The organism is Salegentibacter maritimus (genome assembly GCF_016236975.1).
Taxonomy (GTDB): Bacteria; Bacteroidota; Bacteroidia; order Flavobacteriales; family Flavobacteriaceae; genus Salegentibacter; species Salegentibacter maritimus.
In genome coordinates this window covers 163,040-178,739 of record NZ_JAEHNY010000009.1, presented here as the reverse complement: position 1 = coordinate 178,739, position 15,700 = coordinate 163,040, and the positions used below count along the sequence as shown (strand labels likewise).

Here is a 15,700-nt window from a genome sequence, read left to right as displayed (position 1 = left end):
GCAATGAGGATAGATAGCCATCAGCATTTTTGGAAGTTTGAGAAGGAGAAAGACGCCTGGATTCCCGATGAGATGTCGGTAATTAGGAAGGATTTTTTTCCTGAAAACCTAAAGCCTGTTCTGGAAAAGAATAAGGTTGATGGTTGTGTGGCAGTGCAAGCCGCTCCCACTGAAAATGAGACCAAATTTTTGCTGAATCTGGCTAAAGAATATGAGTTTATAAAAGGAGTTGTAGGTTGGGTTGATTTTACCGGCGATAATCTTGAGGAACGCCTCACACATTTTTCAAAAGATCCTAAATTTAAAGGAGTTCGGCATTTATTACAGGCTAAACCGGCTAGTTATATGCTTCAACCCGAATTTTTGAAGGGCATGGAAGCTTTTGGAAACTTCAACCTAACCTACGATCTTTTGGTGTTAGAAAATCAGTTGGCCAATACTATTGAATTGGTTTCTAATTTTCCAAACCAAAAGTTTGTTTTAAATCACCTCGCCAAACCCAATGTTTCAAAAGGAATTTCTAAAAACTGGAAAGAATTAATTACAAAACTGGCAGATAAAAAGAATGTGTGCTGTAAGCTTTCCGGTCTATTAACCGAAACTGAGAATTTTAACTGGAAGACCGAAGATTTTCGAGTTTTTATCGATTTTGCCTTGGAAGTTTTTGGACCCGATAGATTAATGTTTGGATCTGATTGGCCGGTTTCTTTGGCAGCTGGTAATTATGCTGATACTGTAGCAATAATCGAATCTTCTTTAAGGACTAAAAACGAAATCGTTATCGAAAAAATTATGGGACTTAACGCAATAAATTTCTACCAATTATGATTAAAAAATTACTGTTTTTAGTTTTCTTAATAGGACTTGGATGTTCGGCTCCCTCCGATAGGAAAAAGGAAACCGAAAAAGACTTAAACAAGCACGTGCTTTGGTATGCACAACCTGCTTCAAAATGGATGGAAGCTTTGCCCATCGGAAACGGAAGGTTGGGAGCCATGATTTTTGGAGACACAATTAATGAGCGAATTCAATTAAATGAAGATTCGCTTTGGCCCGGCGGCCCTGATTGGGGCGATTCAAAAGGAAGTCCAGAAGATTTAGATTATATCAGACAATTAATTCTGAATGGAAAAACAAGCAAGGCCGATAACGAAATTATTGAACGCTTTTCAAATAAAGATATCGTGAAATCCCATCAAACTATGGGAGATCTTTACCTGGATTTTGACCATACTGGAAAAGTTAAAGATTATAGGCGAAGCCTTAGCCTGAACGATGCTTTGGCAGAAGTGAGCTATACCATAGATGGCGAGGAATATCATCGTAAAATTTTTGCTACTGCTGCAGATGATGCCATCATAATTCAATTAAGTACCACGGCGCAAGCTGGACTAAATTTTAATGTAAACTTAGACCGTCCGGAAGATGAAGGGCATAAAACAGTAGAAGTAAGTAGCCCTGGCGAGAACCAAATTTCCATGTTAGGTGAAATTACCCAGATGGGTGCCGTAAAAAATTCAAAACCTAAACCATTGGATTATGGGGTGAAATTTGAAACTTTACTCCAGGCTGAAACAGATTCCGGGAAAATTTATTCAGATGCTTCCGGCTTAAAAATAGAAGGTTCTAAAGAAGTAACTTTATACCTCGTAGCTAATACTTCCTTTTATTCTGAAGATTTTCAAGAAAAGAATAGGCTGACCTTAGAAAACCTTGGTCAAAAAACTTTTGAAGAATTATTAGAAGCACACAAAAAGGATTATCAGGAATTGTTTGCAAGAGTAGATTTTTCGCTTGGCGAAGCTGTTAAAGACAGTATCCCAACCGATAAAAGACTGGCGGCTTTCAAGAAAGGAAAGGAAGACCGGGGGTTAATCACCGATTTGTTTCAATATGGTAGGTATTTATTAATTTCTTCTTCAAGACCAGGTACCAATCCTGCCAATTTACAGGGTTTATGGAATCAACATATTGCCGCACCCTGGAATGCCGATTATCATTTAAACGTAAACTTACAAATGAATTACTGGCCTGCAGAAGTTACCAACCTAAGTGAACTTCATAAGCCTTTATTTGATTATACAAAGCGTTTGGTGAAAAGAGGGAAAAATACTGCCAGAGAACAATATGGTTTGGAAGGAGCGGTGCTACATAATGCTTCCGATTTATGGGCTTCTCCTTCTATGCAGGCACGTAAGGCTTATTGGGGCAGTTGGGTGCACGGTGGTGGTTGGCTTGCCCAGCACTTTTGGCAACATTACCTGTTCACTCAGGATAAAGAGTTTCTTAAAACTACCGCTTATCCTGTGCTAAAGGAGTTTGCGACATTTTATTCCGGGTGGTTGGTGAAAGATGAAAATACCGGAAAATATGTTTCTTTCCCTGAAACGTCCCCCGAGAATTCTTATATAAATGAAGAGGGGGAAAGGGTAGCTCTTTCTCACGGTAGTGCTATGGGGCATCAAATAATAGCTGAAGTTTTTGACAATACCTTAAAAGCAGCAGAGATCCTGGATATAGAAGATGGTATTTTAAAAGAAATTGAAAATAAACGAAATAACTTAACCCCGGGTGTGAAGTTAGGGGCTGATGGCCGTATTTTAGAATGGACCAAAGCCTATGAGGAACCTGAAAAGGGACATAGGCACCTTTCCCATTTGTATGCCCTTCATCCGGGTTCAGAGATTACAGAAGCTGATTCCAGCTTATTCGAAGGAGCACAAAAATCTATAGATTATCGTTTGGAACACGGAGGTGCGGGAACCGGTTGGAGTAGGGCCTGGATGATAAATTTTAATGCTCGATTATTAGATGCGAAAGCGGCAAAGGAGAATATACACAAGTTTTTTGAAATTTCCCTGGCCGATAATTTATTCGATTTACACCCTCCATTTCAAATTGATGGAAACTTTGGCTATACAGCAGGTATTGCCGAAATGTTGTTGCAGTCTCACGAAGGCTTTTTACGTATTTTACCGGCATTACCCGATACCTGGAAAAAAGGTCGTATAAAAGGACTTAAGGCAAGGGGAGATATAAGCGTGGATATAAGTTGGGAATTGGGAAGATTAAAGCAACTTACTTTAAAAGCCAATAAGAAACAGCAAGTTAAACTTAAGTATGAAAAGAAAGAAATACTAATTGAACTTCCCGGCGATAATCAGGAAGTGATATTGAATTCAGAATTAAAAAAGAAGCAATAATTTATGAAAAACCTACATGCAAAATTATTTTACTTCCTTTTTCTAATTTGTTTTAGTTTAAATGCTCAGGAACAAAAACCGAATGTGGTTTTGTTTTTTGTAGATGATATGGGCTGGCAGGATACTTCGGTTCCATTTTGGACAAAAGAAACAGCTTTTAATAAACGTTACCATACGCCAAATATGGAACGTTTGGCAAAAAAGGGAACTAAATTTACCCAGGCCTACGCAACTCCTATATGTTCCCCCTCAAGAGTAAGTATTTTAACAGGAGCCAATGCAGCGCGGCATCGAGTTACCAATTGGACGTTAAATAAGAACGAATCTAAAGATGCTAGTGATGAGCAGCTTGAGTTTCCCCAATGGAATATGAATGGAATCTCCAACAGTGAAGATGTTCCCAATTCTTTTGTCGCAAATACTTTGCCTCAAATATTACAACAAAATGGGTATCATACCATTCATGCCGGAAAAGCACATTTAGGAGCTAAAAATACACCGGGTGAAGATCCTTTAAGTTTAGGTTTTGACGAGAATATTGCCGGTCACGCTGCCGGAGCACCGGAGAGCTTTTTAGGGACAGAAAATTTTGGGAATGGAAAACCCGGTAAAGAGGAATGGGCTGTTCCCGGCTTAGAAAAATACCACGGCGAAGATATTTTTTTAACCGAAGCTATTACCCGTGAAGCATTACAAAGCCTTGATAAGTTGGCTGGTAAGAAACCTTTCTTTTTGCATATGGCCCATTATGCAGTGCACATTCCCATAATGGCCGATACACGCTTCTACCAAAAATATCTTGATGCCGGTTTAGATAAAACCGAAGCTAAATATGCTTCTATGGTAGAAGGAATGGATAAAAGTTTGGGGAATATTATGGATTATCTGGAAGAAAAAGATTTGGAAGAAAACACGATCATTCTTTTTATGTCAGACAATGGTGGGTTAAGTGCCCACGCCCGTGGTGGAGAACCCCATACGCACAATGCACCTTTAAATAGCGGTAAGGGATCTGCTTACGAAGGAGGAATTAGGGTGCCTATGTTGGTTTATTGGCCTGGAAAAACCAGTCCGGGCTCTAAGGTTGAAGACTATATTATAATTGAAGATTTCTTTCCTTCTATTTTGGCTATGACCAAAAGCTCAATTCCTGAATTAAAGCAAAAAGTAGACGGTCAAAGCTTTGTGCCATTACTGGAAGAAAATAAACAGTCTCGTAATCAACGTCCCTTATTTTGGCATTATCCTAATAAATGGGGAGGCAGTGGCCCCGGAATAGCTCCTTTTAGTTCAGTTAGAAAAGGAGATTATAAACTTATTTATTACCATAAAGATCGTGGTTTTGAGCTTTTTAATATCAAGAAGGATATTGGGGAAACCATAAATATTGCCAAATCAAATGCTAAAAAAACAAAGGAGCTTGCCAAAATTTTAAGTGCTCATTTAGAAGAGGTGAATGCGCAAATGCCTTTGGACAAACGAACCAATAAAAAAGTAGAATTACCTATAAAAATTTTAGAAAATGAATAAAAAAACCTTAATCATTCTACTGGTACTGGTTATCAGTTTAGTTTCCTGTAAAGAGAAAGTGACCAAACCTGAACCTGTGGGGCCTATTCCATCACAAAGGCAATTGGCCTGGCAAGACCTGGAATATTATGCTTTTATTCATTTTAATATGAATACGTTCACCGATATGGAGTGGGGTGAAGGTGGCGAATCTCCAAAGAATTTTAACCCTACAAACCTTGATACCCGGCAGTGGGCAAAAACAGCCAAAGAAGCCGGAATGAAAGGAATTATCATAACGGCCAAACATCACGACGGGTTTTGTCTCTGGCCTACAGAAACTACAGAGCATTCGGTTAAAAATTCACCATGGAAAAATGGCGAGGGAGATGTGGTAAAAGAACTCGCGGAAGCCTGTGAAGAATTCGGATTGAAATTTGGAGTTTATTTATCTCCATGGGATCGTAATCATCCCGAATATGGCCGGAAAGAATACGTTGAGATTTTTCATAAGCAACTTGAAGAATTGATGACCAATTACGGACCGATTTTCGAGGTCTGGTTTGACGGGGCCAATGGTGGTACCGGTTATTATGGGGGCGCAAATGAAGAGCGGAAAATCGATAATAAAACATATTATCAATGGGATAAAGCCATTTCCATAATAAGGGAGCATCAACCTGATGCGGTAATATTCGGAGATGGCGGTCCGGGTGTTCGCTGGGTTGGAAACGAAGAAGGTATAGCTGGTAAGACCAATTGGAGTATTATCAGAAGAGATGAGGTTTACCCCGGTTGGCCAAAATATAAGGAATTGCAGTTCGGTCATGAAGATGGGACGCATTGGGTGCCTGCTGAAGCCGATGTATCCATAAGGCCGGGTTGGTACTACCATGCCAGGGAAGACCATCAGGTAAAAACTTTGCCACATTTGTTGGATATTTATTATAAATCGGTGGGTAGAAATGCTAGTTTATTATTGAATTTGCCGGTGGATACTCGTGGCCTTGTGCATGAGAAGGATGTAGAGCAATTAATGAAGTTGCGCAAACAGCTTGATAAAGATTTTGCCCAGAATTTGGCGACCAATGCCAATGTCACGGCTTCTTCAGAAGCAGGATCAGATTATACTGCTCAAAATACGACTAATGGTGATACTGAAGCATATTGGATGCCCGAAAAAGAAAGCATAAAATCCTACATATCAATTCAATTTAATGAACCTCAGGAAGTTAATCGTTTTGTGGCGCAGGAATATATAGCTCTGGGACAAAGAGTGAAATCTTTTGAATTGGAAGGCTTGATTGATGGTGAATGGAAAAATATAAGTTCGGGTACTACTATAGGTTATAAACGAATATTAAGATTTGATGTAGTAAAGGTTGATGCCCTGCGTTTAAGCATTTTGGATGCCAAAGCAAGACCACTAATTTCAAATATTGAAGTCTACAGGGCACCATTAGTAATGGAAGCTCCACAAATTGTTCAAAACAAAAGTGGCGAAATTAACCTGGAGAGCTACGATAATGGTCTGGAAATATACTATACCTTAAATGGAGAGAAACCCAACAAAGATTCTGAACACTATTCTGAAGCTTTTGTTTTGCAAGATCCTACCCAGGTAATGGCGGTTGCGTATAACCCCACAACCAATTCCTATAGTGAAATTTCAACTAAAAGACTGGATATACCTAAAAAGAATTGGAAAGTAATAGATGAGAAAGATGAAGCAGATAAAATTATAGACGCCAATATCAATTCGGTTTGGACAAAAGAAGGCAAACTTCCGCAGGAAATTATAGTAGACCTTGGTGCCTCTTATAACTTAAAAGGATTCACTTATTTACCACATCAAAGTAGATGGCCACAAGGTGTGATTGCCGACTATAAATTTTTGGTTAGCCAAAACGGCAAGCAGTGGACAAAAGTTAGTGAAGGAGAGTTTTCTAATATTAAGAACAATCCTATAGAGCAGCTTATTGAATTTAAAACTACAAAGGCTCGTTATTTTAAGTTTATAGGAAAAAGAAGTGCCGATGATTCAGAAGTTCTTGGAATTGCTGAAATAGGGGTGATCACAGAATAATAGTCGTTTAGGAAGAAGAATTAAAAACAGGTTTAAAGAAAAAATTTAGATATGGATTTAGGATTAAAGGATAAAGTGATTTTAATAACCGGCGGAACCAAAGGCATAGGTGGGGCTATCAGTAAAGCGGTTGCCCGGGAGAATGCAATTCCCGTATTTATTGGTAGAGGGGAAGCCAGCGGTAATAAAATGCTTGAAACCTTGAAAGCCAGTGGAAAAAAAGCTCGTTTTATCCAGGCTAATTTAAATGAAGAAGGAGAGTCTAAAAGAATTGTGGAAGAAGTTCTACAGGTCTTCGGAAAAATTGATGCCCTGGTTAATAATGCAGGGGCAAATGATAGTATAGGTTTAGAAGCCGGTAATCCTAAGAAGTTTGCCAACTCGGTTTTTAATAATTTGAATCATTATTATGAGATGGCACATTATTGTCTGCCTGCACTTAAAGAATCTAAAGGTAATATTCTAAATATTAGTTCTAAAGTTGCCCTGGTAGGCCAGGGAGGAACCTCTGGATATGCAGCATCAAAGGGAGCGCAACTGGCTTTAACACGGGAATGGGCAGCCGAATTATTGCCTTATAATATTAGGGTGAACGCCATCTTACCGGCAGAGGTAATGACACCGCTTTATAAAAGTTGGTTGGATTCTTTTGATGATCCTGAACAAAAACTAAAAAATATAACCCAAAATATTCCACTGGAGCAAAGAATGACCTCTGATACCGAGATAGCCGATTTGGCTGCGTTTATTCTATCTGAAAAATCTGGGCATACCACCGCGCAATGGTTTTCTCCAGATGGTGGTTATGTACATTTAGACCGATCTTTAACCTAAATACTATGTCTCAGGAATCTTTAGTTTCAAAGAAAGTACTGCTGCCGTTTATTTTAATAACAGCTTTATTCGCATTATGGGGTTTTGCCAATGATATTACTAACCCTATGGTTTCGGCCTTTAAAAAGGTTTTAGAGCTTAATAATTTTCAGGCTTCATTGGTACAACTTGCATTTTATGGAGGGTACTTCACAATGGCCTTGCCGGCAGCACTTTTTGTTAATAGGTTTTCTTATAAAAAAGGAGTGCTAATGGGGCTGGCGCTCTACGCTCTGGGAGCTTTATTGTTTTATCCTGCTGCAATTTTTCAGGAATATATCTTCTTTTTATTGGCTTTATATATCCTAACATTCGGACTGGCATTTTTAGAGACTACCGCCAATCCTTATATTTTAGCAATGGGCAGTGAAGTAACTGCTACAAGGCGTTTAAACCTAGCCCAGGCTTTTAATCCTATGGGGGCTTTAGGTGGTTTAATCGTTGCACAACACTTTATTTTAGGAGCGCTTGAATCTGATGATTTAGATAGCAACGGAAACCCTATTTATGGAAGCCTTTCTGAATCTGCCAAGGCAACTATAAGAGATTCAGATTTGGAAGTGATAAGTACTCCTTATGTATTATTAGGGCTGGTAGTTATACTATTCTTCCTTGTTATTTTTTTAATAAAAATGCCTGAAAATAGAAAGAAAGAGACCAGGGTAGACGTATTACCGGCTATAAAAAGACTTTTTGGCAATAGAAAGTTTGTTGGTGGAGTAGTAACGCAAGCCTTTTATGTAGGGGCACAAATTATGTGTTGGACCTATCTTTATCAATATGCCGAATCTATAGGAATAGATAATAAAAGTGCCGTAAATTATGGTATTGCTGCTTTATTAATATTTCTTATAGGACGCTGGATAGGGACCTTTTTGTTACGTTATATAACTTCAGGGAAATTATTGATGTTATTTGCCTTAGGCGCATTAATTACTTGCCTGATCTGTATTTTTAGTCCGGGGTTAATTGGCTTATATTCTTTGGTAGCTGTTTCTTTTTTTATGTCTATAATGTTTCCAACAATCTATGGGATTGCTTTAGAAGGTCAGGGAAACGATGCGAAATTTGGAGCAGCGTTTTTAGTAATGGCCATTGTAGGTGGAGCTTTAATGCCCACTTTTCAAGGTATGATATTGGATATTGGCGGTGCCGGCTATAAAGATACTAGTATCCTGGGTGTGCCAGAAGTTAATTTTTCCTTCTTTTTACCTGTACTATGCTTTATAATTGTTGGCATCTATGGGTATTATATTTATAAAAGAAACAACGCATGAAAACTAAAAAATACGTATTAGCTTGTGATTTAAAGGATGATGTAGCCTTAATCAAAAAGTATGAAGACTATCACCGTGAGGTATGGCCCGAGATTATTAATAGTATACGAAACGTTGGTATTTTAAATATGGAAATTTTTAGAACGGGAAACCGCCTGGTTATGGTTATGGAAACCCAACCAGATTTTTCATTTGAACGAAAGTCTAAAGCCGATGAACAAAATCCTAAAGTTCAGGAATGGGAAAACCTAATGGGGCAGTACCAACAGGCAGTCCCATGGGCAAAGCCAGGTGAGAAGTGGACCTTAATGGATAAAATTTTTGATCTAGCAAATACATAGAAAATATGGCAAATTACTTCAATGCTCAATATCCTTCTATAGAGGACCTTAGGGCAAAAGCTAAAAAGAGAACCCCCAATTTTGCATTTGAATATTTAGATGGTGGATGTAATGAAGATATAAATCTTTATAAGAATACTTCTGATATTCGAAAAATCCAGTTAGAGCCCAGATACCTTCAAAATTACCATACGGCAACTACAACTACTAAACTGTTTGGAAAAGAATACAGTGCACCTTTTGGAATTTCGCCGGTAGGATTACAGGGCTTAATGTGGCCAAACTCTCCTGAAATACTCGCCAAAGCAGCTTTTGAGCATAATATCCCCTTTATTTTAAGTACAGTTACCACTATGAGTATTGAGCGCGCCAGTGAACTTACACAGGGCAACGCCTGGTTTCAGTTATATAATCCTGTAGAGGATGAGGTTAGAAATGATATCTTAAAAAGGGCCGAAGCGGCCGCCTGCCCTGTTTTAGTGCTTTTATGTGACGTGCCCACTTTTGGTTATAGACCCAGAGATATTAGAAATGGGCTGGCCTTACCCCCAAAAATGTCGGTGAAAAACATCTTACAAATCTTAGGAAAACCCGCCTGGGCCTTAAATACACTTAAGCATGGCGTGCCCACTTTTGAAACCTTAAAGCCCTATACGCCCGAAGGATTAAACCTGAAACAATTAGGAAAGTTTATGGATAAAACCTTTTCCGGAAAATTAAATGCTGAAAAAATTAAACCTATTCGGGATAAATGGAAGGGAAAGCTAGTTCTTAAAGGAGTTTCGGCGCCACGCGATGTGGAAGATGCCATAAAAATGGGGTTTGATGGGGTAATTTTATCCAATCACGGTGGTAGGCAGTTGGATGCTGCGCAATCAACGATTTCAACTTTACCTAATATAGCTGAAAAATATGGTGATAAAATTGAAATAATGATGGATAGCGGTCTTAGATCTGGACCAGATATTGCCCGTACTATGGCAGCCGGAGCAAAATTTACCTTTATGGGAAGGTCTTTTATGTATGGTGCTGCAGCCTTAGGGAATAAAGGAGGAGATCATACTATAACTATGCTAAAAACACAGTTTAAACAAGTAATGGACCAATTATGTTGTGAAAATGTAGAGGATTTAAAAGGTCATTTAATTAAAAATAGCCTGGCTGAACTTTAGATTTTAGCAACTTTGAGTTTTAAAAGAAGACCACAGTTTCCGTTAGCATTTTAAAAATGATTTATAACGGAAACAATGGTCTTTTTACTCCATAATCGAAATAATTTACAATGCGGTTAGGAAACATTTAGTTCCCTTATTAGTAAACTCTTAAGTTTCTTATTTTCTAAACGTAATTCCTTGTTTTCTTCTTTGAGTGTAACAGAATCATTTATTTGAATATAAGTAAGAATCACACCATCAATTTCTTCTTCATAATCGGTAAAATAGGGTTGTATGCATAATTGGTATAAGCGTCCATCACTTAACTCTATTTCTTTTTGTACCACACGTTCGGTGATTAAAACCCCTCGTACATTTTCTATAAAAGCTTTATGACAAAGTTTATTTTTAATTGAATGTAATTTCTGCCCAATACAATCTCTGCTTATTCCAAAATGTTCTTCGGTGGCAGGGGTTAATTCCCTTATAAATAGATTTACGTCAACAAATAGTTGCGGTATAATTGAGTTTTCAAAATACTGACTCAAAATTCTATTGCCTAAAGACAATCTACTTTGCATATTTTTTAGAATTAATACTATTATAGATTTAATTAAAAGAGTTCTTTTCGGCCATATTTGGTGAAAAGAACTCTTTTTTATACTTGGTTTTATTATTTAATTTTTACTACGAAACTCTTGATTTGCGTCCTTTCAACTTTTTTTCTTCCAACTTACGAGCAGCTTTTTCCTGCCTTCTTGCTTTTAAATCTTTTTTAGAAGTTTTTAGATTAGAACCTCGTTTTGCCATGACAAATAAATTAAAATTCAACACAATTTTTCAAAAGAACGAACCTGTATACTAAAACCTTTATATAGCGAGTTATACTCCCAAATTAGGGACTGTAAATAATTAATAAAGGAAAAACAGGTTAAAAAAGCACACTCGCCGGTGCTTATAAAGTCGGAAAGATGATCTTGAGTTTTAAAAAAGCCTGATTCATAGCTATAACACTAAAAGTGAAAATATTAACTCGCAATTTACAATATTTTTCTGTATAAAAAATTAAGGAATGTTTAAAAAACCTTTTAATTAGTTAAATTATCCTAAATCTAAAATTTAATCCGATTTAATAAAAATACCTGTAGTTATATTCAGCCCATTTTTCTGGATTTTCTAATTTTAAATTGTTAGGAAACGCTGAGGTTTTTTTCGATACCCAAGACTTAATAATTCCTGGTTGGCTTGAAATTCAAATAAATCTATTTTATACCCTATTGATCGGTACCGCCAAAGGATATCATACCCCGAGGTAGTTTATTTGGTGCGAGTTAATTTATTAAAAATTAAAAACCTTAATTTGTAATAATCATCTTTAGATAGGTATAAGAGGTGAGCAATTTTATAATTTTAAGGTAAGTAAAATAAGATGTATCAGAAATTTAAAGAATACCTACAAAACATAACTTCCTTAAAGGAAACCGATATTGAGTATATTGCCGGTTTCTTTAGTTTTAAAACTGCAAAGCGAAATGAAATATTGGTAGATTGTGCCCAGGTTTGTACCGACTTTTACTTTATCAACAAAGGAATGATGCGTATTTATACCTTAAATTCAGAGGGTATAGAAACTTCCCGGTTTTTTGCTTTTGAAGAAATGTTTTGTACGGCTTTACCAAGTTTTATTGATCAAAAACCCGCAGGCGAATATCTTCAATGCCTGGAGAAATCTGAATTATTGGTGTGTAAACGGCAAGACTTCTATAAATTAATTAAGCAATTCCCGGAGCTAGATCGGGTTTACCGAAAGATTTTGGAACTTGGATTTATTACTTCTCAAAAAAGAATTTATGGCTTCCAGGGATTTAATGCCCTTGAAAAAGTAAAATGGACCATAGAAAACCAACCAAGAATCCTTTTAAGAATTTCCAATAAAATAGCAGCTTCCTATTTGGGGATTTCTCCTTCTACTTTAAGCCGGGTTAAAGCTAAGCTCTAAATTTCTTGACTTATGTCAACGTTTATGGGTAAAAGCCTTTTTATTTTTGTAAAAAAAAGAAAATGAAAAGAGTAGTTTTAAGCTTTGGTTTGTTCCTATTGACTTCATTGGGGTTTGCTCAAGAAGATAGTTACCAGTTATCTACGCATATTTTAGATATCTCAGAAGGCGCTCCGGCAGCAAATGTTGCTATTAAATTAGAAAAAAGGAAATAATAAAACGGAGTCCTGGGGACTATGTTTCCGAAAATTTAACCACCGAAAATGGCCGGGTTAATGACTTTCTTCGTGCACGGCAGAATAATATTGGAATTTATAAGTTCATCTTTTTTGTAAATGAATATTATAAAGAAAAGGGCAAAGAAACTTTTTATCCGTTTATAGAAGTAGTGTTTGAAATTAAAGATGAAAAACATTATCACGTGCCCGTTACACTTTCTGCATTTGGTTATTCTACCTATAGGAGAAGTTAAATAATTCTTTTAAAATTGGCAGGGGCAAAACCGTAGTTGCTTTACAATTATTAGTATAGACCCTACAGTAATTATAGGTTTATGCCCCTTTGCCAATACTTGTTTATATTTTAGTAGCATTTTTAAATGAAACAACTAAGTAATTCAGTATTGTACCTAATGAGTATTGCAGCCGGCCTGGTAGTTGCAAACTTGTATTACAATCAGCCGCTGCTTCACCAAATAGCTGTTAGCTTTTCTGTAAAAGAATCGGCTGTAAGTAATGTAGCTCTTGCTACGCAGTTGGGTTATGCCCTTGGCTTATTAATCATTATTCCGCTAGGTGATAAGGTATCTAATAAAAAGATTTTACACATTGATTTCTTTTTAATGATTTTGGCATTAATTGCTACGGCAGTTTCAAATTCTTTGTTGTTACTTATTATTAGTAGTTTTTTTATAGGCTTTACATCGGCTATTCCGCAACTTTTTGTTCCCATGGCAGCCGAGTTGTCCAATGATAAAGGCCGTGGTCGTGCCATAGGAATTGTAATGAGCGGATTGCTTATTGGTATTTTAGGAAGTCGGGTAATAAGTGGATTGGTTGGGGAACAATTTGGTTGGAGAGCCATGTATTATGCGGCTGCGTTAATTATGCTAGCACTCTATATATTGCTCCAACTTAAATTACCGGTAATAAAACCCAGTTATAAAGGTAGTTATGCCGCCTTAATGAAATCTCTTTGGTTTTATTTAAAAACGGAACCCGCTCTAAGGTTGGCCGCACTTAGGGGAGGATTGGCTTTTGCAGGATTAAGTGCTTTTTGGACTACCCTGGTTTTCTTAATGGAAGATTCTTTTGGCTACGGCAGTGATGTTACGGGAGCTTTTGGTCTTTTTGGAATATTAGGAGCCCTGGCGGCTACTGTAGTAGGTAAAATAAATGATAAGGTTGATAAAAATAAGATTATTCTATATTCAATTATTTTACTTATCCTGTCCTGGGGTGTTTTCTTGTTTTCAGCAAAGTCTTTAATAGGTTTAGTAATTGGGGTTACATTAGTAGATCTTGGTCTACAGGCTTTACATATTACGAATCAAAATATTATCTTTTCAAAGAACCCAGAGGCACGCAACCGGGTAAATACAATTTATATGGTAAGTTTTTTTATTGGTGGATCGCTAGGTACCAGCCTGGGTGCCATAGCCTGGGAACATTTTAGATGGAACGGAGTTTCCATTTTAGGAATTCTTTTGTCTCTTGCCCTACTTTTGGTATACTTAGTGTATAGAGGTAAAAGCCCTTCTTAACTAAGAATTACCTGAAGAAATAGAAAGTATATCCTATAGGTTTTCTGTACTTAAAAAGTATAATTTAATTCTTGCTTTGGAGTTAACAGGGGTTAGTGGTAAATGCCTGAAAATAGAAACTAATACCGGCAGCTTTCAATATTCATAAATTAGAAACCAAAGAAAATATGAGAAAAGCTCAAGCTAATTTTACACAAAATGATGTAGAACATTTAAAAACACTGCCTTGCTTTGGCTAAAGAGGCTTTTGAGGCCGGCGATGAACCTTTCGGTTCTATTTTAGTCAATAAAAACAAACAGGTAATCGCCACGGCCCGAAATAGGGTTAATGAAATTAATAACCTGGCCCATCCTGAAATTGAATTGGCCCATTGGGCCGCAAAAAATCTTTCTAATGAAGAGAGAAGCACTACTACTATGTATACCAGCGGTGAGCATTGCCCTATGTGTGCTGCAGCCCACGCCTGGGTAGGATTGGGAGAAATCGTTTATTTAAGTTCAGCAGCCCAATTGGGTACCTGGTTGGCAGAAGTGAAGGCCAAACCTGCTCCTCTTAATTTTATTTCGGCCGAAAAAATTATTAAGAATACCAGTATTAGAGGTCCTTATGAAGGAGAACTTCTAGAAGAAATTAAGGATTTACAAATAAAATACCATAAAAATAACTAAGATGAAAAAGAATATAATTGGATTGACCCTTATACTTTTAACAACCATAGCTTGTAATACCTCAAAAAAAACACAGGAACCTGCAGATAATGTTGTTACTAACTTTTCAGATAAAGAATTAATTACTAAAGAAAAATGGATTCTTACAGAATTAGAAGGCCAGGAAATAACTGGCAATAAAGATAACCACATTTATTTTACTTTAAATGCAAATGAGAATAGGATACAGGGATTTTCCGGATGTAATACTTTTATGGGAGAGTATAACCTGAATGAGAATAACAGAATTAGATTTTCTAAGCTGGCTTCTACCCGGATGGTCTGTTTTGATACTCCTGTTGCAGAAAGCGAAGTTTTAAAAGTTTTTGAACTGGCTGATAATTATACTATTAAAGATAATTTGCTAATGCTTAATGTAGGTAGGCGAAGTCCTTTAGCTGTTTTTAAGAAATCTACCCCTGAAGTTGTAGAAAAGTATTGGAAACTTAAAAGCCTTGGGGGCCAGGAGGTGAAAATGAGCGAAAACCAGGAAAGGGAAATTTATTTTATATTGGAGTCAAATACCAATAGAATTAAAGGCTTTGCCGGTTGTAATACATTTAATGGTACCTATGCTTTAGAAGAAGGCAATAGAATTAATTTCTCTCAAATGGCAGCTACCTTAAAGGCCTGTTCTAATCTTACCATAAACGAATTGGAGTTTTTAAAGGTTTTTGAGCTGGCAAATAATTATACTATTAAAGGAGATGTTTTAAATTTAAATATTGGAAGGCGAGCACCTTTAGCTGTTTTTGAAGCGGTTTATTTTCATTAAAAAAGCCTCATAA

The 15,700-nt window shown here is 36.9% G+C and carries 15 protein-coding genes; 14 read left to right on the top strand and 1 reads right to left on the bottom strand.

Annotation, left to right across the window (positions count from 1 at the left end; translation table 11 throughout):
* Window positions 1–3: 3 nt before the first annotated feature.
* From I6U50_RS11370 to I6U50_RS11335, 8 genes are read left to right on the top strand one after another with little or no spacing between them, the layout of a single operon-like run.
* The gene (locus I6U50_RS11370) at window positions 4–828 is read left to right on the top strand and encodes an amidohydrolase family protein (RefSeq protein WP_198629064.1); all 825 of its coding nucleotides are present in this window, start codon (window positions 4–6) and stop codon (window positions 826–828) included.
* Window positions 825–3,203 (top strand): glycoside hydrolase family 95 protein, encoded by a 2,379-nt coding sequence (locus I6U50_RS11365; protein ID WP_198638921.1) that lies wholly within the window; start codon window positions 825–827, stop codon window positions 3,201–3,203. The genes I6U50_RS11370 and I6U50_RS11365 overlap by 4 nt, the downstream gene beginning before the upstream one ends.
* Window positions 3,204–3,206: 3 nt before the next feature.
* The gene (locus I6U50_RS11360; RefSeq protein ID WP_198638920.1) at window positions 3,207–4,733 is read left to right on the top strand and encodes a sulfatase; all 1,527 of its coding nucleotides are present in this window, start codon (window positions 3,207–3,209) and stop codon (window positions 4,731–4,733) included.
* On the top strand, window positions 4,726–6,798 hold the full coding sequence (locus I6U50_RS11355) for an alpha-L-fucosidase (protein ID WP_198638919.1): 2,073 nt from the start codon (window positions 4,726–4,728) through the stop codon (window positions 6,796–6,798). Before I6U50_RS11360 ends, I6U50_RS11355 begins: the two co-directional genes overlap by 8 nt.
* A gap of 51 nt (window positions 6,799–6,849) precedes the next feature.
* Entirely contained in the window at window positions 6,850–7,632 is a 783-nt protein-coding gene (locus I6U50_RS11350) for an L-fucose dehydrogenase (RefSeq protein WP_198638918.1), read from the top strand.
* A 5-nt stretch (window positions 7,633–7,637) separates the two neighbouring features.
* Window positions 7,638–8,948, top strand: coding sequence for an L-fucose:H+ symporter permease (gene fucP, locus I6U50_RS11345; protein ID WP_198638917.1), 1,311 nt, complete (start codon window positions 7,638–7,640; stop codon window positions 8,946–8,948).
* Window positions 8,945–9,289, top strand: coding sequence for an L-rhamnose mutarotase (locus tag I6U50_RS11340; RefSeq protein WP_198638916.1), 345 nt, complete (start codon window positions 8,945–8,947; stop codon window positions 9,287–9,289). Before fucP ends, I6U50_RS11340 begins: the two co-directional genes overlap by 4 nt.
* Before the next feature lie 5 nt (window positions 9,290–9,294).
* On the top strand, window positions 9,295–10,461 hold the full coding sequence (locus I6U50_RS11335; RefSeq protein WP_193710714.1) for an alpha-hydroxy acid oxidase: 1,167 nt from the start codon (window positions 9,295–9,297) through the stop codon (window positions 10,459–10,461).
* A 116-nt stretch (window positions 10,462–10,577) separates the two neighbouring features.
* Here the strand turns inward: I6U50_RS11335 and I6U50_RS11330 are convergent, their stop codons facing one another.
* Window positions 10,578–11,024, bottom strand: coding sequence for a PAS domain-containing protein (locus I6U50_RS11330; RefSeq protein ID WP_198638915.1), 447 nt, complete (start codon window positions 11,022–11,024; stop codon window positions 10,578–10,580).
* 848 nt (window positions 11,025–11,872) lie between these two features.
* On the opposite strand from I6U50_RS11330, the gene I6U50_RS11325 reads away from it, so the two are divergent.
* From I6U50_RS11325 to I6U50_RS11305, 6 genes are all read left to right on the top strand, one after another.
* Window positions 11,873–12,442, top strand: a complete 570-nt coding sequence (locus I6U50_RS11325) for a Crp/Fnr family transcriptional regulator (RefSeq protein ID WP_198638914.1) — start codon at window positions 11,873–11,875, stop codon at window positions 12,440–12,442.
* A 62-nt stretch (window positions 12,443–12,504) separates the two neighbouring features.
* Complete coding sequence (locus I6U50_RS16090; RefSeq protein ID WP_317192028.1) at window positions 12,505–12,657, top strand: hypothetical protein; 153 nt, start codon at window positions 12,505–12,507, stop codon at window positions 12,655–12,657.
* Window positions 12,639–12,914, top strand: coding sequence for a hydroxyisourate hydrolase (gene uraH, locus I6U50_RS11320; protein ID WP_317192029.1), 276 nt, complete (start codon window positions 12,639–12,641; stop codon window positions 12,912–12,914). The genes I6U50_RS16090 and uraH overlap by 19 nt, the downstream gene beginning before the upstream one ends.
* A 126-nt stretch (window positions 12,915–13,040) precedes the next feature.
* On the top strand, window positions 13,041–14,204 hold the full coding sequence (locus I6U50_RS11315; protein ID WP_198638913.1) for an MFS transporter: 1,164 nt from the start codon (window positions 13,041–13,043) through the stop codon (window positions 14,202–14,204).
* A 231-nt stretch (window positions 14,205–14,435) separates the two neighbouring features.
* The gene (locus tag I6U50_RS11310) at window positions 14,436–14,873 is read left to right on the top strand and encodes a nucleoside deaminase (RefSeq protein WP_198638912.1); all 438 of its coding nucleotides are present in this window, start codon (window positions 14,436–14,438) and stop codon (window positions 14,871–14,873) included.
* A 1-nt stretch (window position 14,874) separates the two neighbouring features.
* Window positions 14,875–15,687: an META domain-containing protein gene (locus I6U50_RS11305; RefSeq protein WP_198638911.1), complete on the top strand. Its 813-nt coding sequence runs from the start codon at window positions 14,875–14,877 to the stop codon at window positions 15,685–15,687.
* Window positions 15,688–15,700 lie beyond the last annotated feature (13 nt).